Genomic DNA, 15,548 nt, shown 5'->3' on the forward strand with positions numbered 1-15,548 from the left:
AACTCAAACCGGGGTATGGATGGTCTCTGCGAGCCCAGAAAAAAAACTGGCCGACCTTAAAAGGTCAGCCAGCTTAGAGTAGATTAAAGACCTGCTAGACGCGCAGTATCTTCAGCAATCACTAGCTCTTCGTTGGTTGAAACAACCATTGCAGGGATACGGCTGTCTGCAGTGGTGATCACGCCTTCGCCGCCGAAGCGAGCTTTCAGGTTAGCTTCACCGTCAACTTCGATACCGAAGATACCTAGGCGGTTAAGCACTAGTTCACGGATTGGCGCGCCGTTCTCACCGATACCGCCAGTGAATACGATAGCGTCTAGACGACCGTCTAGAGTTGCAGTGTAACCAGCTACGTACTTAGCTAGGCGACGAGTCATTACGTCCATAGCGCGCGTTGCTGCTTCTTCTTTACCGAAGTTATCTTCGATGTAACGACAGTCAGGTGTAACTTCAGTCAGACCCATTAGGCCAGACTCTTTAGTCAGCATGTTGTTGATTTGCTCAACAGAGTAACCTAGCGCGTCGTGTAGGTGGAAGATGATCGCAGGGTCGATGTCACCAGAACGCGTACCCATTACTAGACCTTCAAGAGGAGTTAGACCCATAGAAGTATCTACAGACTGACCGTTCTTGATTGCACATACAGAAGCACCGTTACCTAGGTGACAGTTGATGATGTTTAGCTCTTCAACTGGCTTGCCTAGACGCTCAGCAACTTCGCGAGCGATGAATAGGTGAGAAGTACCGTGCATACCGTAGCGACGGATACCGTGCTCTTTGTATAGGTTGTATGGAAGTGCGTATAGGTACGCTTCTTCAGGCATAGTCTGGTGGAACGCTGTATCGAATACTGCAGAGTTCTTCAGAGCTGGGAACGCTTTTTGAGCCGCTTTGATACCAACGATTGCCGCTGGGTTGTGAAGAGGTGCTAGAGTAGCACAGTCTTCGATACCCTTAAGTACTGCATCATCGATAAGAACAGACTGAGTGAATTTCTCGCCGCCGTGTACAACACGGTGACCGATTGCAGCAAGTTGATCTGCAAGTTCTGGCTTAGAAGCAAGAATAGTTTCAACGATAAAAGATAGCGCTTCTTCGTGAGCTGCGCCGTCACCTAGCTGTGCTTCGTGCTTGCCGTCAAGTTTCCACTTGATGCGAGCTTCTGGAAGGTGAAGACACTCTGCAAGACCGGTTAGGTGCTCGTCGCCGTTGTCAGCATCGACAATTGCAAACTTAAGAGAAGAACTACCGCAGTTTAAAACTAAAACTAGCTTAGACATGGTTGACTACCTGTAAATTGACTGAAATTTATTCAGTTAGGGTGAAAATCAATTACAAGATTAGTAGACACCCTAAAAAGTGCTACTCACCTTGGTCAGAAACCTTGAATTTCCGTATATAAGGACCAACGTACTTTGTGTCGTTGGACAGCATTCCATGCAATGACTTATCAAGGTTGCCTTATGGCTAAATAAGGGCAACAATGAGAGTAAGAGTCGGCATAGAATAGCGATGTTGGCGCAATATAACAAAAAAATTTGAAAAAATATTAACTCGGGTCAATTTTTTACAGGATTTGTTGATAGATTCAATTTTTCTAGCAAAAAAGTGGTCTGAGAGCCTGGGGAGGGTGCGATGAGCAGACAAGTAGGCTTCATTCACAGTATGAAAGACGGTCAGCAGTACATGGACATTTGGCCGATGAGAAAAGAGCTTAATCCACTCTTTCCAGAGGCACGCGTGATCAAGGCAACCAAGTTCGCCATCAAAGTCATGCCCGCTGTGGCCGCCATCGCGGTATTGACGCAGATGGCTTTTGATAATGCCTCAGCGATGCCACAAGCAATAGTGGTCGCATTGTTTGCGATCAGTCTCCCCTTACAAGGCATGTGGTGGCTAGGCAACCGAGCCAACACCCCACTTCCTCCAGCACTCGCAGCTTGGTACCGGGAGTTACACCAAAAGGTTTTAGACAGCGGTTTTGCCCTAGAACCCATCAAAAATAAGCCTCGTTACAAAGAGCTCGCCTCAGTCCTTAATCGCGCCTTCCGCCAGCTTGATAAAACAGCGCTGGAGCGCTGGTTTTAGAAGCGAGAGTCGAGACCGCGTTGCTGCGAGAAGCGAGAGGGTTCTACTTCTCGCCTCTCGACTCTCGATTCTCGCCTCTTCCGTCAGGAAAATAGTGTTATCGCTTCCCTAGCATCAACATACTCGAGCCCAAACGCGTCCGCGACCTCTTTACAAGTGACTTTTCCATGGATCACGTTGAGACCGGCCAAGAAGCCACTGTCTGAGAGTAGGGCTTTTTGATAGCCGTTATTTGCAAGGTTTACGATGTAGGGTAGGGTGGCATTGTTGAGAGCAAAGGTAGAGGTTCTCGCGACAGCGCCGGGCATGTTGGCGACACAGTAGTGAACCACATCGTCGACAATATAGGTTGGTTCGGCGTGTGTGGTCGCCTTTGACGTTTCGAAACATCCACCTTGATCGATAGCGACATCGACGATTGCTGCGCCCGCTTTCATTTTGCCTAGCATAGCGCGGGTGACTAATTTGGGCGCCGCCGCACCAGGGATAAGCACGGCACCAATAACGAGGTCAGCCTGTAAAACATGCTTCTCGATCGCATCAGTGGTTGAGTAGACCAACTTGGCACGCCCTTGAAACTCCTCATCAAGGCGGCGCAGGGTATCGATGTTGCGGTCAAGGATAGTGACGTCCGCGCGTAGGCCAACCGCCATTCTCGCTGCGTTGGCACCGACAACGCCACCACCAATGATCACGACTTTTGCAGGCTCTACACCTGGGACGCCGCCAAGTAATAACCCCAAACCACCTTTTGATTTCTCTAGGGTTAATGCTCCAGCTTGGATAGACATTCGCCCGGCAACCTCTGACATTGGAGCTAATAGTGGCAAGCGACCCACATTATCTGTTACAGTCTCATAGGCAATACAGACGGCTTTGCTCTTGATAAGCTCTTCAGTTTGTGGAAAATCTGGAGCAAGGTGTAAATAGGTAAATAAAATTTGCCCCTCTTTGAGCATGGTTCGCTCGCCAGTTTGAGGTTCTTTGACCTTAACGATCATATCTGCTTTGGCATACACCTCAGCAGCAGTAGGAAGAATGGATGCGCCTACAGAGATGTAATCTTCATCTGAGAACCCAATGCCAGCACCGGCTTGGGTTTCCATATAGATTTGGTGACCGTGTGCGATCAGCTCTCGCACACTCGCGGGGATCATACCGACACGGTATTCGTGATTTTTGATTTCCTTAGGTACGCCAATGATCATCCTGACTCCTCGTAACATTATGGTGGTAATAACTGTTTTTGGGGTTAAATCATCGAATTTATTGCTAGTATAGTAGTGTGCTGGCAAATTATGATGCTGAATATTAAGAAGTTGTAGTATAAATTTTTGCAAGGAAGTAATAAGGTGGAATAAAAAATGGCAGACAATTACAAGAAGCCGTCCAAGGATCTAGACAGAATCGACCGTAACATTCTGAACGAGTTACAAAAAGATGGTCGAATTTCGAATGTAGAGCTCTCAAAGCGTGTTGGGTTGTCACCAACCCCGTGTTTGGAGCGTGTGCGTCGCTTAGAGCGACAGGGTTACATTACCGGTTATACAGCGCTGCTGAATCCGCAGTATCTCGATGCCTCACTGTTGGTGTTTGTCGAGATCACGCTTAATCGTGGTACACCAGACGTGTTTGATGAATTTAACAACGCGGTGCAGCGGTTGGATGATATCCAAGAGTGTCACCTAGTGTCTGGTGATTTTGACTACCTGTTGAAAACCCGCGTATCGGACATGAGTGCGTATCGTAAGCTGCTTGGTGACACACTGCTGCGCCTACCGGGAGTGAATGACACTCGTACCTATGTGGTCATGGAAGAAGTCAAGCAAACCAACCAACTGGTCATCAAGACCCGTTAATTCTGGCAAAAATCTCGCACTACCCTGATTTTCTCATGTTAATTCATTGGGTTTTTTAAGGCATTGTGTTTAAATCTTTCTGAGCGGCATAGGCCGCTCAGTTTGTTTATCTACCCAAATAACCTCAAGACTTGGAAATTGCCAAGGGCACCTGTACAAAAGCAAACTCGCCCGAAGGGAGTCAACATAGAGACTCATCTCCACGTCGTATGAGTCTCTATATCGACTCTGACGTCTGTATCTCGAGGTCACTTGGGTATACTGTGTCTTTCCAAAAATAAGAATCATCATGTTCATGCAGAACAAAGCAAAAACGGTCAAAACCATTATAAAAACTGGCCACAACGACCAGAACCAAAAGCTAAGCGGAATCCAGAGACTGCGTGAGGCAGGACTGATTTTGTTGATCTTAGGTTCGGTCTTTTTGGCGATCGCGCTGTTTACCTTCAATCCAGCCGACCCGTCGTGGTCCCAAACCAGTTGGGAAGCGGAAGTGCAAAATTCGGCGGGACGAATTGGTGCTTGGCTGGCTGATACGATGTTCTTTACCTTTGGCATCCTTGCTTACATCATTCCGTTTATCGTTACCATGGCTGCCTGGGTGACCTTACGATCTCGCAGAGATGATGAAGAGATTGATTTTATGATGTGGGGGACCAAGCTGATCGGCTTAGTTACCCTGATCTTAACCAGTTGTGTTCTTGCCGATATCAACTTTGATGATATCTGGAAATTCTCCTCCGGTGGCGTGATTGGCGATGTTTTGTCGAGTATCGCATTGCCACTGTTTAATGTTCTCGGTACGACCCTCGTTATGTTGTTTGTCTGGGGTGCCGGCTTTACGTTATTGACCGGTCTATCCTGGTTAACCATCGTTGAGTGGCTGGGAGAGCGTACGATTCTCGCTGGACAAACGCTACTTGGCAAAATTCGTGGTGAGCAGCGTCGCGTCTATCAGCCACAGTTGGAGCACGATCAGGCTGAGCGTGAAGTTATTGATTTAAACTCGTCACCGGAAGTCGCTTTGGTCAACGCCGAGCCTCAAGAGAGCATCGGTCATGATCCGTTGTTTGCGACCCCAAGACGGACCTCCGAGGCGCAGGAGAGCCGTCGTTACAATATTCATATGCCAGAGAGCCAAACGGCTCAACAAGCACCTTATCAAGCCCAGACACTAGCTACTCAAGCCCAGGAACCAAAGGCTCAAGCTCAAGAACTTGCTACTCGAACTCAAGAGCTTACTAACAAAGAGCAGGAGCTCAGCACGTTTGAAGAGGATCAGTTTGATATCGATGAGCATGCGCCGCGCAGCCAGCAACTGGAAGCGACGATTGCTGACCTTGAGCGTCAAGCAATGGCCGATGATGACCTCGCGGTTGAGAGTGAACCACCAGAGAGTGAACCACAACCAATGGCGGCAGCGGACAGCGATGATGATGAGATTGAGGTCTTTGATTCACCTCACAAGCGCAGTGTAGCGGCTTCTGAGAGTGTCTTGGATGTCGATCTTGAAGAAGAGATGATGCCAAGCTTTTCTGCGATTGATATTGATGATGAGTCGGAAAGTGTTATCCCGGCACTGACAGAGATCGACGACGCTATAGAAGTTGCACCACCTGAGCACAGTAGTGACTATGCCGACAGTGTAGAAGAAGTCTCTGATGAAGATGAGGACGTGGCCGCGTTTCAGTCGATGGTGAAAGAGGCGCAGCAAAACATAGCCGCGCAGCAGAACCCATTTTTGGTCCAAGCGGAGACGAACCTGCCTAAGCCGACTGAGCCGATGCCAACACTTGAGCTACTTTATCATCCTGAGAAGCGTGAGAATTTCATCGACCGCGAAGCACTTGAAGGTATTGCGCGCTTGGTGGAGTCTAAGTTGGCGGACTACAAGATCCAGGCTCGTGTGGTGGATATTTTCCCTGGCCCTGTGATCACTCGCTTCGAGCTGGATCTCGCACCGGGCGTGAAGGTGAGCCGGATCTCTGGACTGTCGATGGACTTAGCTCGTTCACTGTCTGCAATGGCGGTACGTGTGGTGGAGGTGATCCCAGGCAAGCCTTATGTGGGCCTTGAACTGCCGAATATGAGTCGCCAGACTGTCTACTTCTCTGACGTGGTTGGCAGCCAGCACTTTGTGGAAGCAAAATCACCCACCACTGTTGTGCTTGGACAAGATATCGCTGGTGAGGCGGTCATCGCCGATCTGGCAAAAATGCCCCATGTACTGGTCGCTGGTACGACTGGCTCGGGTAAATCGGTTGGGGTGAACGTGATGATCCTCAGCATGCTGTATAAAGCGACCCCTGAGGAGGTACGCTTTATTATGATTGACCCGAAAATGCTCGAGCTTTCTGTCTATGAAGGCATTCCTCATCTGCTCTCTGAAGTCGTTACTGATATGAAAGACGCCTCTAACGCTCTGCGCTGGTGTGTCGGAGAGATGGAGCGTCGCTACAAGCTTATGTCGGCATTGGGTGTGCGAAATATCAAAGGTTTCAATGACAAACTGAAGATGGCAGCTGAGGCAGGACATCCAATCCATGATCCATTGTGGCAGGCGGGCGATAGCATGGATCCAGAGCCACCACTGCTGGAGAAGCTTCCTTATATCGTTGTGATCGTCGATGAGTTTGCCGACTTGATGATGGTTGTTGGTAAGAAAGTTGAGGAGCTGATTGCAAGGCTGGCACAAAAAGCGCGCGCGGCGGGTATTCATTTGATCTTGGCAACACAGCGACCGTCGGTTGACGTGATCACTGGCCTAATCAAGGCTAACATCCCAACTCGTGTTGCCTTTACCGTTTCGACCAAGACTGACTCACGCACTATTCTTGATCAAGGTGGCGCAGAATCGCTGCTTGGAATGGGTGATATGCTCTACTTACCACCAGGCTCAAGTCATACCATCCGCGTTCACGGGGCATTTGCCTCTGATGATGATGTGCATGCGGTGGTGAATAACTGGAAGGCACGCGGTAAGCCAAACTACATTGAGGCTATTACCAGTGGTGACCAAGGCCCAGAAGGGCTGTTACCGGGCGAGCAGCCTGAGGGTGACGAAGAGGTGGACCCGCTGTTCGACCAAGTCGTGGAACACGTAGTGCAATCACGTCGCGGCTCGGTTTCCGGCGTTCAGCGCCGTTTTAAGATTGGTTACAACCGCGCAGCGCGAATCGTCGAACAGTTAGAAGCACAAGGGATTGTGAGCGCTCCAGGACACAACGGCAACCGCGAGGTTTTAGCTCCGGCACCAAATCGCGACGTGAATTAATTAGGGGCGAGGTTCGAGTACACTTCGTTTCGAGGAGCGAGTGTTATCGTGGCCGCGTGTAGCTCTTGTGATCTCACAGCGTTTTAGAGACATATGAGGCAAGGTCACGGATAAATAAAAAGCAGAGCTATCAAGCTCTGCTTTTTATTTGGAGTAAGGTTTGCATTGTGACCCTATCTTTTCTCGGGAGACGAGTAATCTACCGCGTGCGCTGTACTCCTCGCTCCCCGTAGGGCGCAGCCCGCACTCGCGCCTCGAACCTAGAGCGCGAGCGAGCCGTTAGCGAAACAGGGTTCGTTTACGGGCGAATTGTGCAACAACGATAACCGCGAGGGCGACCAAGTTGAGTGAGAAGATCACAACTAACCATTGTGGCATCGAGAGCGAAAGAAACTGCCAAACCACCTTGCTGCAATCCCCATAGGCTTCGAACATCCACGGTGCCCATTGGTTCAGGGGCGCCCAGTCTGGGAAGTTGACAAACAGATCACAGGTCTTGAAAGGGGAGGGGTTAAATTGGTAGTCGACATGCTCTAAAGAAAGTCTTAGCCCTTGGTAGGCCGAGTAGCCCCAACCAATCAGGCCTACTGAGCGTACGAGTGAGTTTTTGGGCGCAGTCGCACCGAATAACGCGGCGATGGCAATGCCAAGTAAGGCTACACGCTCGTAAATACACATCACACAGGGGGCAAGGAGCATCACGTGCTCAAAATAGAGGGCGGTGGCTTCAAGCCCGATGACAATGGCAAAAAGAAGTAGCCAAGAGGCTCGGCTATGAGAAAAGGTTTTTAGCCCGTAGAGAAAATTCACATTCATTCCTTGTAAATAAAAAGCGCTGGGCTGCTTATTATTCGCGCCTTAAAGTGCAAGCTAGCTAAGAAAAGACATTGAAAGATAAACAGATCATAAGTACTCAGAGCTTTTTAACGTGGAAAAGTTTCTAGCGCAATCAAATTTTTATCTGCTTTTGAGGTCAGTGGCTCTAACAAGACAAAAACGGTTTAATTACTGCTGTCGACATCGGTGGTGTGTGGCTTTGCCTAACATTGATAAATTTAACCATCTGGACATGGGCGTTAACGTGGAGTTCACATGCCGTTCGGGGTATTAACTTTGGCGTATTGGGGTTGTGATTAGAGTGTTAACTCTAGCTTGATCTGTGTTGAAAGAATCTTACAACTTTGTTTTCGCATCAATCTAACTAGTGGTATGATGAGTGACTAAAGTTACACAATAAATTGGATTTAAGCTGAATGGTTATTAAGGCAAAAAGCCCTGCGGGATTTGCAGAGAAGTATATTATTGAGAGCATCTGGAATGGTCGATTCCCACCGGGCTCTATCTTACCTGCTGAGCGTGAATTGTCTGAGCTTATCGGCGTAACCCGCACGACATTGCGTGAGGTGCTGCAACGCTTAGCGCGAGATGGGTGGTTGACTATTCAGCATGGTAAGCCAACTAAGGTTAATCAGTTTATGGAGACCTCAGGGCTACATATCCTTGATACTCTGATGACACTGGACGCAGACAACGCCACTTCGATTGTTGAAGATCTTCTGGCAGCACGCACGAATATCAGCCCGATTTTCATGCGCTATGCTTTCAAAGCGAATAAAGAGAACTCAGAGCGCACGATCACCAGCATTATCGAGTCATGTGAAAGCCTGCTTGCCGCTGAGAGTTGGGATAGCTTTGTCGAGTCTTCTCCCTATGGAGACAAGATCAAACAGGAAGTGAAAGATGACGGTGAACGAGATGCAGAGGTTCGCCAAGCAGCATTGATCGCGCGTACCTTTAATTTCTATGATTACATGTTGTTCCAGCGCCTTGCATTCCACTCGGGCAACCAGATTTATGGACTGATATTTAACGGCCTGCGTAAACTGTATGATCGAGTAGGCAGCTACTACTTCTCCAACCCTCAGGCGCGAGATTTGGCGTTGAATTTCTACAAACAGCTGTTAGAGCTGTGCCAGACTGGTCAGCGTGATGAGATCGCCAATGTAGTGCGTCAGTATGGTATGGAAAGTGGTCTGGTTTGGAATCAGATGAAGACGACTCTACCATCCGACTTTACCGAAGACGATGCATAACGATATCGAGTAACAGCATTAGAAAAATCCCCAAGACATTAGTGCCTTGGGGATTTTTTATGGGCGTAGATAGCTCAGTCACGCAGAGCGCGTATCATCAGGTGCATCAATCAGCTCAAACCTAAGATGCACGCTGAACTATTGATAGGTGCTAGTTTGCGATGGGCGATTCGGTACCACCTGCAGCTTGAAACCACTCAACCAGATGACGGCGCAGATCTTTTAACTCATCTGGCCCAATCAGAGCTAGGCCAAGGTCTTCGGCACGGGTAATATCGTTGTAACGCAGTGGGCGGAAACTCACTAGCATCGCACGGGCCTGCAATCCACCTAATAGATCTTTAAGTGACTCGAGTTTGTACAAGGTATCATCACCATCGTCACGCATGCCTTTGGTTTTACATTCAATAATATGCAGCTTATTGTTGACGACTGAGGCGACATCGAGCTCATTACGCACCTCACGTTCACCAAGCTGACGGTACACTTGCACGTTAAGTGAGCGGTCTTGGATAGTGGGCACGGTATCTTGGATTTGCTTAACGGTGCTGTGAACGAGTGTTTCTAGCCATTCCCCATTGGCAAAGCGGCGCGCATCCTCACTGGCAAAGGTTAACACGCCCTTTTGGTATGAGGCGATATCGGCATCCACCAAGTCATCAAGTAATATATTGAGTTCACGATAGCCCTGTTGTTTTTCAGACAGCTCGACGTCTAAGCATTGCTCCTTACGGCAGGTGGTGGCAAGGTAATTGAGAGTCGCAAGCCCTGGGCCAAGCTCAAGTGCGTTACTTGCCCATTTCTCACCCAGTTGATAGAGCTTCTGGTCAAGTTGCGGTGGCAGTTCATAGTCATTGAACTCCCCACGCGCCCCAAAGATGGTTAGGTAATCGGCAATCGTGATGTGGTCTTGCACCTGAGCGTCTTCAAGTCCGTCAGAGTATAGCCAGCAGAGGGTATCACTGTTTGGTTCAACCACAAAAATTGGCCACTGGTAGGAACGAAACACCTCATACACTGACAAAAGACGGTGGCGTAATCCGCAACTTGCATTGAGTTTGATGCTCTCACCACGCTGTTTGAGATCCTCGGCAAGCTGAGTGACAGACTGTTTAATCTGAGAAGAATTGGTCACATCAGGGATGGGGTAGAATTCAGCAGTGATGTCGCGCTTGGCCAGCACACTCGCCAAGCGTTCAAACATAGTTTGTTGTGATCGATCGCCAATAAAGACGATGTGACGACCGACACTGCGATCATCAAGTAAGGGGGTAACTAGCCTGACAGGGTCTTGGTCAATAATACCAACATGGATTGCCATTTTATGTCCTCGTTATAATGCAACGGCAAGGAGCGAGTGCAACAATTAAGCTACTTGCACTCTCAACGATATCTATACCCAAGTAACCTCAAGATGCAGTTTCAGCGAGATTTGCTTGGCCAGCCAAGCAAACTCGCCCGAAGGGAGCCAATATACAGGCTCATCTCCGCGTCAAATGACTTTGAAAGGGGGATGCCATTTCTGCAGCCATTTTCCTTGATATGAGCCTGTATATTGGCTCTGAATCCTGCATCTTGAGATCACTTGGGTATATGACATATAAAGCTTAGTTGAATAAAAAACAAGGGTGATCATCACACATGACCACCCTATAACAATGTTTTCTATCGATTGACAGCAAGTCAGCTATTTTGTGAACAATTTGAGTGAGCTTTCACCTAGAGCTTAAAGCGGTGTACCAGTTCACCTTGGGTTTCCGCCAACTGAGTCAGGCTGCTGCTGGTTTCAGTGATCTGGGACATCGCCTGATAGCTCTCATCGGCGATGGCATTAATCTCCTCGATATTCTGTGCAATGCCTGCGGTGGTCTCACTTTGCTCTCCGGCCGCTTGAGAAATGTATGAGCTCATTTGACTAATTTGCAGGATCAGTGCCTGAACCTCTTCCATTGCCCCATTGGCGTCCGAAGCTTGGGCAACAGTGCGCTCCATATCCTGCATACAGCTCTCAATCACCTTACTGGCCGTAGTCGAACTAGATTGCAGATTGCTGATCATCGATTCAATCTCGCTGGTGGACTCTGTGGTGCGCTGCGCTAGAACACGGACTTCATCTGCGACCACAGCAAAACCTCGACCTTGCTCTCCGGCACGTGCCGCCTCGATGGCGGCGTTTAGAGCCAGAAGGTTGGTCTGTTCAGCGATGTTGCGAATCACATCAAGGATTGAGCCAATCTGGCTACTCATCTTCTGCAGCTCACCGACTGCATCGACGGAGTCGTGTAGCTGAGTTTCAAGCTGATTGATGGTTGAGATATTACTGCTCATGATCTTGCGGCCTGAGCTAGAGGCGGTTTCAACCTCTTGAACCATCGTCAAGGTGCTTTGGGCACTGTTGGCAACCTCTTGTACTGAATGCGACATTTCTGTCATCGCCGTCGCGACACTCGCCGTTTGTGCACGTTGCGCATTAAGTTTGGCTTGCGCATTCTGTGAGGTGGTTTGATTCTCGCTTGCCGTATTGGTCAAGGCATCTGAGGCGCTATTCAGACGCTGGACAATGTCGTGCAGGCTATCTGCCAGGGTGTTGATATGGTTGCTGACGCGACTAAACTCGTTGCTATAGCCAATCTTGATACGATTGGTCAGATCGCCCTTGGTCAAGCTCTCAAGTGATTTGAGGATGTTGGTCAATGGAGTTCGAACACTGCTGGCGATATGATAGCCAACGCCGGTGGCCAGAATCACCACCAGTGCTAATACTAATAGGCTGCGCAGGATACTCTGATCGTAGACCTCTCCGGCGTTTTGTAGGGAGGTCTGGAGTCCATTGGACGCAGCTGTGTTGAACGAGCCTAATAGCGCCATTGCAACATCAACGTCCGCACCAAGATTGGCAATGTTGTCATACAACGCCGCGCGTGAGCGAAGGTATTGATTGTGCTGGTCAAGCACGCCACCTTTTTGGCCGATATCTTGTGAAAACGAATCTACTACAGTACCAAAGTTACGCTTTAGGCGCGGCATCTGCTCAGCGAGTCCGTTGAATGAATCGTTAAGATGGGTGATGGCTTTTTTATTAGCGTTGATCGCTTCGGTGACGAACGTAATGTCATTGCTCGCGAGCGCATCATTAGTGATCACCTGCGCATCACGCAATCTTAGAAAGTAGCTTTTGGCTAAAAATTTGACTGAAGCACTTTCTGCATCATCAACATACTCTTTCATGCCAACGCTAAGTTCGGTATGTAGACGCTGAAAACGGCGCGTCGAGTCTTGAACTGCTTGATGAGCAGCGAACATCGCAACATAGTTGTCCATCGCATTTTGCGCTTCGGCAAAGTAGCGCAACTCGATCTCTTTCAGAGCGGTGATCTGACTGGCCAGTTCAGGGTGTTGCTGGCTAATCGCACTTAACTGGGTAAATGTTTCAACAAACTCGTCCTGAGCTAACGCAAACTGCTCACGTGCCTCGGCCATGCGCTCTGGGTTGTCCGTAGTCAAGAAGTCTTTGAATGACTTATCCGCCGAAAGCAAGCGCACAGACGTGTCGTTGGACTGCGATACTAGGGGTAATGCAACGTTCGAGACTGATTGAAAATTACTGTGGAGCTGGCTCATGCCGCTGATCATCAGGTAAGTCGAAATCACAAACAAAGTAATGATCAAGGCAAAGCCGGCGTACATACGCCGTATAACTGAACCGTTCATTATAATTCTCTCCATGTACAACAAAAAAACAGCAAAAAGTGTTCAAAGAACAAAAAATAAAAATTGATAGTACCGAAGCGGCACGAAGCTTGGTTTATTTCAAGCGCTTACCTGCCATTTAGGCCTATTGGGTATTGTTTCCCGCCACTACTAAAGCAGGAATGTGAGTTGGGTACAATGCACATTGTTTGACGTACTTTACAAATATTTCAGTGACAGTGATTCAATGTGAATAAATGAGCCATCGGTCGGGTTTATGTTGTGCTTTAACAGCAGATCCCGCATACTTTGACCCGATAAATTGTTTAGATTCAAGGAGTCCGCCATGGCTGACGAAACCATTTTTAGCAAGATCATTCGCAAAGAAATCCCGTCAGATATCGTCTATCAAGATGACCTAGTTACCGCGTTTCGTGACATCACGCCACGCGCTCCTGTCCACGTTTTGATCGTACCAAACAAACTGATCCCAACCGTCAATGATATTGAGGCTGATGATGAGCTAGTGATGGGGCGACTTTTTACTGTGGCGAAGAAGATTGCCAAGGATGAAGGAATTGCCGAAGACGGTTTTCGATTGATCATGAACTGTAATTCTCATGGTGGCCAAGAGGTTTACCATATTCATATGCACTTGCTTGGCGGTCGCCCATTGGGTCCGCTTCTTATGAGCTAAACGTGCGCTAATCTGGTAGGCAAACGATTTTTGAAGAGATTGTATTTGAACCCTTTTGCGCGCAAGGCGCTGGTAGTACTGTCTAGTGTGGCTTTGGCTGCCTGTAGCAGTTTGACTCCAGAAAATTTATTCAGCCATTACTCGATTCAGAACCAGTCAGTAAGATCTGATGTTGCTCAGGGAAAGTACGCCTCGGCACAGAGCGCCCTAGAGGGACGTTCAGACTTTTCAATGCTGGGACAATTCGAGTTGGGGCGAGTTGCATTGCTTAATTCTGACATCGCGCTTAGTCAGGATGCTCTGCAGCGGGCGGATCAGGAAGTCCGGGTTTGGCAAGATAAACCGACCATCTCGATTTCTGACACGCTAGCAAGCACCGGGGCATTGGTGGTCAATGATAATATGGCCGAGTACAGCCCTCGTGACTATGAGCTTGGTTTCCTTCATCTTTATCTGGGACTGAACTATATTTATAACAATGATTTGGAGGGAGCACTGGTCGAGGTGCGTCGTGCTAATCAGGTTCAGGAAGCGGCAAAGCAGAAGCGTGAGCGAAGCTTGGCATCAGCCGAAAACGATTTGGCATCTCAGGGAATACAGCCGAACTTAGGCAGCGTTTTAGCGCGTTATCCAAATGCGGGTAAGAAACTGCAAGCCGTTCAAAATGGGTACCTATTCTACCTTTCAGCTTTACTTTATGAAACTGAGGGCGAACTCAATAGTGCCTTTGTAGACTATCGGCGCGCGTTGGCAGTGATGCCAGACAACCAAACCATCATTGATGGTGCTCAGCGCGTTGCGAGGCGTCTAGGCATGCGCCAAGACCTTGAGCTACTAGAGAAAGAGTATGGATCATCACCGACGCTTGAACCGAGCCATGCGCGGGTGATTCTCATTGAGGAGCGCGGAGTTGTAGAGGCGATGAAGGGCTGGCGTCTTGACTTACCCATCTGGGATAGTCGTAACAAAGGTGCAATATACTCAGTCGCCTTGCCGTACTACACTGGTCAAGCTCGCACGTCCTGGCCGCCTGTGATGATCAATGGTTACTCATCTTCAGCTGATCTGTTGGTAGATGTCGATGCAATGGCTCAACAGGCGCTGTCCGAGGAAATCGTCAGTATCATCGCTCGTCAGGCCGTGAGGGTGTGGGTAAAAGATCGATTACGTAAAGAAGCGTCTGGTAAGGATGACCTTGGCAACGCTCTGTTTAATATCTGGAATACGGTGACTGAGCAGCCTGATACGCGCACCTGGCAATCACTGCCTCAATACGTAGTGAGTAGTGAGCTCAACGTTGAGGCCGGTGAGCAGCGTGTTCAAGTTGATGGTGAACAGTACAATTTTAGTGTCCAAGAAGGCCGAACCGTATTGGTTTGGGTTTCGCGTCATTCACAGCAGCCAGTAATCTGGCACAAACAGTTGGGTAATTTGTAATGAAAAAAATGATTGTTGCGTGTTTGCTGGTGATACTCACTGGCTGTAGCACACCGACAGCAGGCTTGCGGATTGACAGTAAGCAACAGAACGTGATCTTTGGTGATAATGTGTTAGGTCAACGCCTGCAGGTCAATGATATTATCGTGACTGAGGTCGATGATCGGGTGCGAGGTGTCGTTACACTCGAGAGCTTTTATAAAGGTGATCAACATATTCAGTACCGCTTCTATTGGTATGATGATCAGGGTTTAGAGGTAAACACCAAGCTTGGCCCATGGAAAAAAATGGTGGTCCGAGGGGACGAGATAGTGACGATTTCTGAGGTGTCGGTCAACCCGAACGGACGTGAGTTCCGTGTACAGATCCGACAAGCCGATAAATAATCACTGAGCAACCTTGGCTTAGTA

General features: G+C 48.7%; 12 protein-coding genes. 7 read left to right on the top strand and 5 right to left on the bottom strand.

All coding sequences use genetic code 11. From position 1 onward, the window contains the following. Positions 1–83: 83 nt before the first annotated feature. Positions 84–1,280: an acetate kinase gene (locus ACZ5R2_RS07775; RefSeq protein WP_464901722.1), complete on the bottom strand. Its 1,197-nt coding sequence runs from the start codon at positions 1,278–1,280 to the stop codon at positions 84–86. A gap of 355 nt (positions 1,281–1,635) precedes the next feature. Between ACZ5R2_RS07775 and yfbV the strand changes: the two genes are divergently transcribed. Beyond that, positions 1,636–2,088 (top strand): terminus macrodomain insulation protein YfbV, encoded by a 453-nt coding sequence (gene yfbV / locus ACZ5R2_RS07780; protein WP_464901723.1) that lies wholly within the window; start codon positions 1,636–1,638, stop codon positions 2,086–2,088. Positions 2,089–2,171: 83 nt separating this feature from the next. On the opposite strand, the gene ald is transcribed toward yfbV, so the two are convergent. Further along, positions 2,172–3,296 carry an alanine dehydrogenase gene (gene ald, locus ACZ5R2_RS07785; protein ID WP_464901724.1) on the bottom strand — a complete coding sequence of 375 codons (1,125 nt, stop codon included), beginning with the start codon at positions 3,294–3,296 and terminating at the stop codon, positions 2,172–2,174. 156 nt (positions 3,297–3,452) lie between these two features. Between ald and lrp the strand changes: the two genes are divergently transcribed. Both lrp and ACZ5R2_RS07795 read left to right on the top strand, forming a co-directional pair. Next, positions 3,453–3,947, top strand: a complete 495-nt coding sequence (gene lrp, locus ACZ5R2_RS07790; RefSeq protein WP_438459953.1) for a leucine-responsive transcriptional regulator Lrp — start codon at positions 3,453–3,455, stop codon at positions 3,945–3,947. Positions 3,948–4,236: 289 nt separating this feature from the next. Further along, entirely contained in the window at positions 4,237–7,221 is a 2,985-nt protein-coding gene (locus ACZ5R2_RS07795) for a DNA translocase FtsK (RefSeq protein WP_464901725.1), read from the top strand. A gap of 279 nt (positions 7,222–7,500) precedes the next feature. On the opposite strand, the gene dsbB is transcribed toward ACZ5R2_RS07795, so the two are convergent. Next, on the bottom strand, positions 7,501–8,037 hold the full coding sequence (dsbB, locus tag ACZ5R2_RS07800; protein WP_464901726.1) for a disulfide bond formation protein DsbB: 537 nt from the start codon (positions 8,035–8,037) through the stop codon (positions 7,501–7,503). A 437-nt stretch (positions 8,038–8,474) separates the two neighbouring features. Here dsbB and fadR point away from each other — a divergent pair, with 437 nt between their 5' ends. Further along, positions 8,475–9,314 (top strand): fatty acid metabolism transcriptional regulator FadR, encoded by an 840-nt coding sequence (gene fadR, locus ACZ5R2_RS07805; RefSeq protein WP_464901727.1) that lies wholly within the window; start codon positions 8,475–8,477, stop codon positions 9,312–9,314. A 151-nt stretch (positions 9,315–9,465) separates the two neighbouring features. On the opposite strand, the gene ACZ5R2_RS07810 is transcribed toward fadR, so the two are convergent. Beyond that, complete coding sequence (locus ACZ5R2_RS07810; RefSeq protein ID WP_464901728.1) at positions 9,466–10,635, bottom strand: DUF1887 family protein; 1,170 nt, start codon at positions 10,633–10,635, stop codon at positions 9,466–9,468. Between the two features lie 398 nt (positions 10,636–11,033). After that, entirely contained in the window at positions 11,034–13,040 is a 2,007-nt protein-coding gene (locus ACZ5R2_RS07815) for a methyl-accepting chemotaxis protein (protein ID WP_464901729.1), read from the bottom strand. 310 nt (positions 13,041–13,350) lie between these two features. Between ACZ5R2_RS07815 and hinT the strand changes: the two genes are divergently transcribed. The 3 genes from hinT to ACZ5R2_RS07830 are packed head-to-tail and all read left to right on the top strand — an operon-like array spanning position 13,351 to position 15,524. Then, positions 13,351–13,701, top strand: coding sequence for a purine nucleoside phosphoramidase (gene hinT / locus ACZ5R2_RS07820; RefSeq protein WP_464901730.1), 351 nt, complete (start codon positions 13,351–13,353; stop codon positions 13,699–13,701). Positions 13,702–13,746: 45 nt separating this feature from the next. Further along, the gene (locus tag ACZ5R2_RS07825; protein ID WP_464901731.1) at positions 13,747–15,138 is read left to right on the top strand and encodes a COG3014 family protein; all 1,392 of its coding nucleotides are present in this window, start codon (positions 13,747–13,749) and stop codon (positions 15,136–15,138) included. Next, positions 15,138–15,524, top strand: coding sequence for a YcfL family putative periplasmic lipoprotein (locus tag ACZ5R2_RS07830; protein ID WP_464901732.1), 387 nt, complete (start codon positions 15,138–15,140; stop codon positions 15,522–15,524). The genes ACZ5R2_RS07825 and ACZ5R2_RS07830 overlap by 1 nt, the downstream gene beginning before the upstream one ends. Positions 15,525–15,548: the final 24 nt, after the last annotated feature.

Source organism: Vibrio sabulosilitoris, assembly GCF_055391395.1.

Coding starts and splice junctions, on each gene's coding strand:
- ACZ5R2_RS07775 (WP_464901722.1), bottom strand. CDS start 1,280: ATGTCTAAGCTAGTTTTAGTTTTAAACTGCGGTAGTTCTTCTCTTAAG.
- yfbV (WP_464901723.1), top strand. CDS start 1,636: ATGAGCAGACAAGTAGGCTTCATTCACAGTATGAAAGACGGTCAGCAG.
- ald (WP_464901724.1), bottom strand. CDS start 3,296: ATGATCATTGGCGTACCTAAGGAAATCAAAAATCACGAATACCGTGTC.
- lrp (WP_438459953.1), top strand. CDS start 3,453: ATGGCAGACAATTACAAGAAGCCGTCCAAGGATCTAGACAGAATCGAC.
- ACZ5R2_RS07795 (WP_464901725.1), top strand. CDS start 4,237: ATGTTCATGCAGAACAAAGCAAAAACGGTCAAAACCATTATAAAAACT.
- dsbB (WP_464901726.1), bottom strand. CDS start 8,037: ATGAATGTGAATTTTCTCTACGGGCTAAAAACCTTTTCTCATAGCCGA.
- fadR (WP_464901727.1), top strand. CDS start 8,475: ATGGTTATTAAGGCAAAAAGCCCTGCGGGATTTGCAGAGAAGTATATT.
- ACZ5R2_RS07810 (WP_464901728.1), bottom strand. CDS start 10,635: ATGGCAATCCATGTTGGTATTATTGACCAAGACCCTGTCAGGCTAGTT.
- ACZ5R2_RS07815 (WP_464901729.1), bottom strand. CDS start 13,040: ATGGAGAGAATTATAATGAACGGTTCAGTTATACGGCGTATGTACGCC.
- hinT (WP_464901730.1), top strand. CDS start 13,351: ATGGCTGACGAAACCATTTTTAGCAAGATCATTCGCAAAGAAATCCCG.
- ACZ5R2_RS07830 (WP_464901732.1), top strand. CDS start 15,138: ATGAAAAAAATGATTGTTGCGTGTTTGCTGGTGATACTCACTGGCTGT.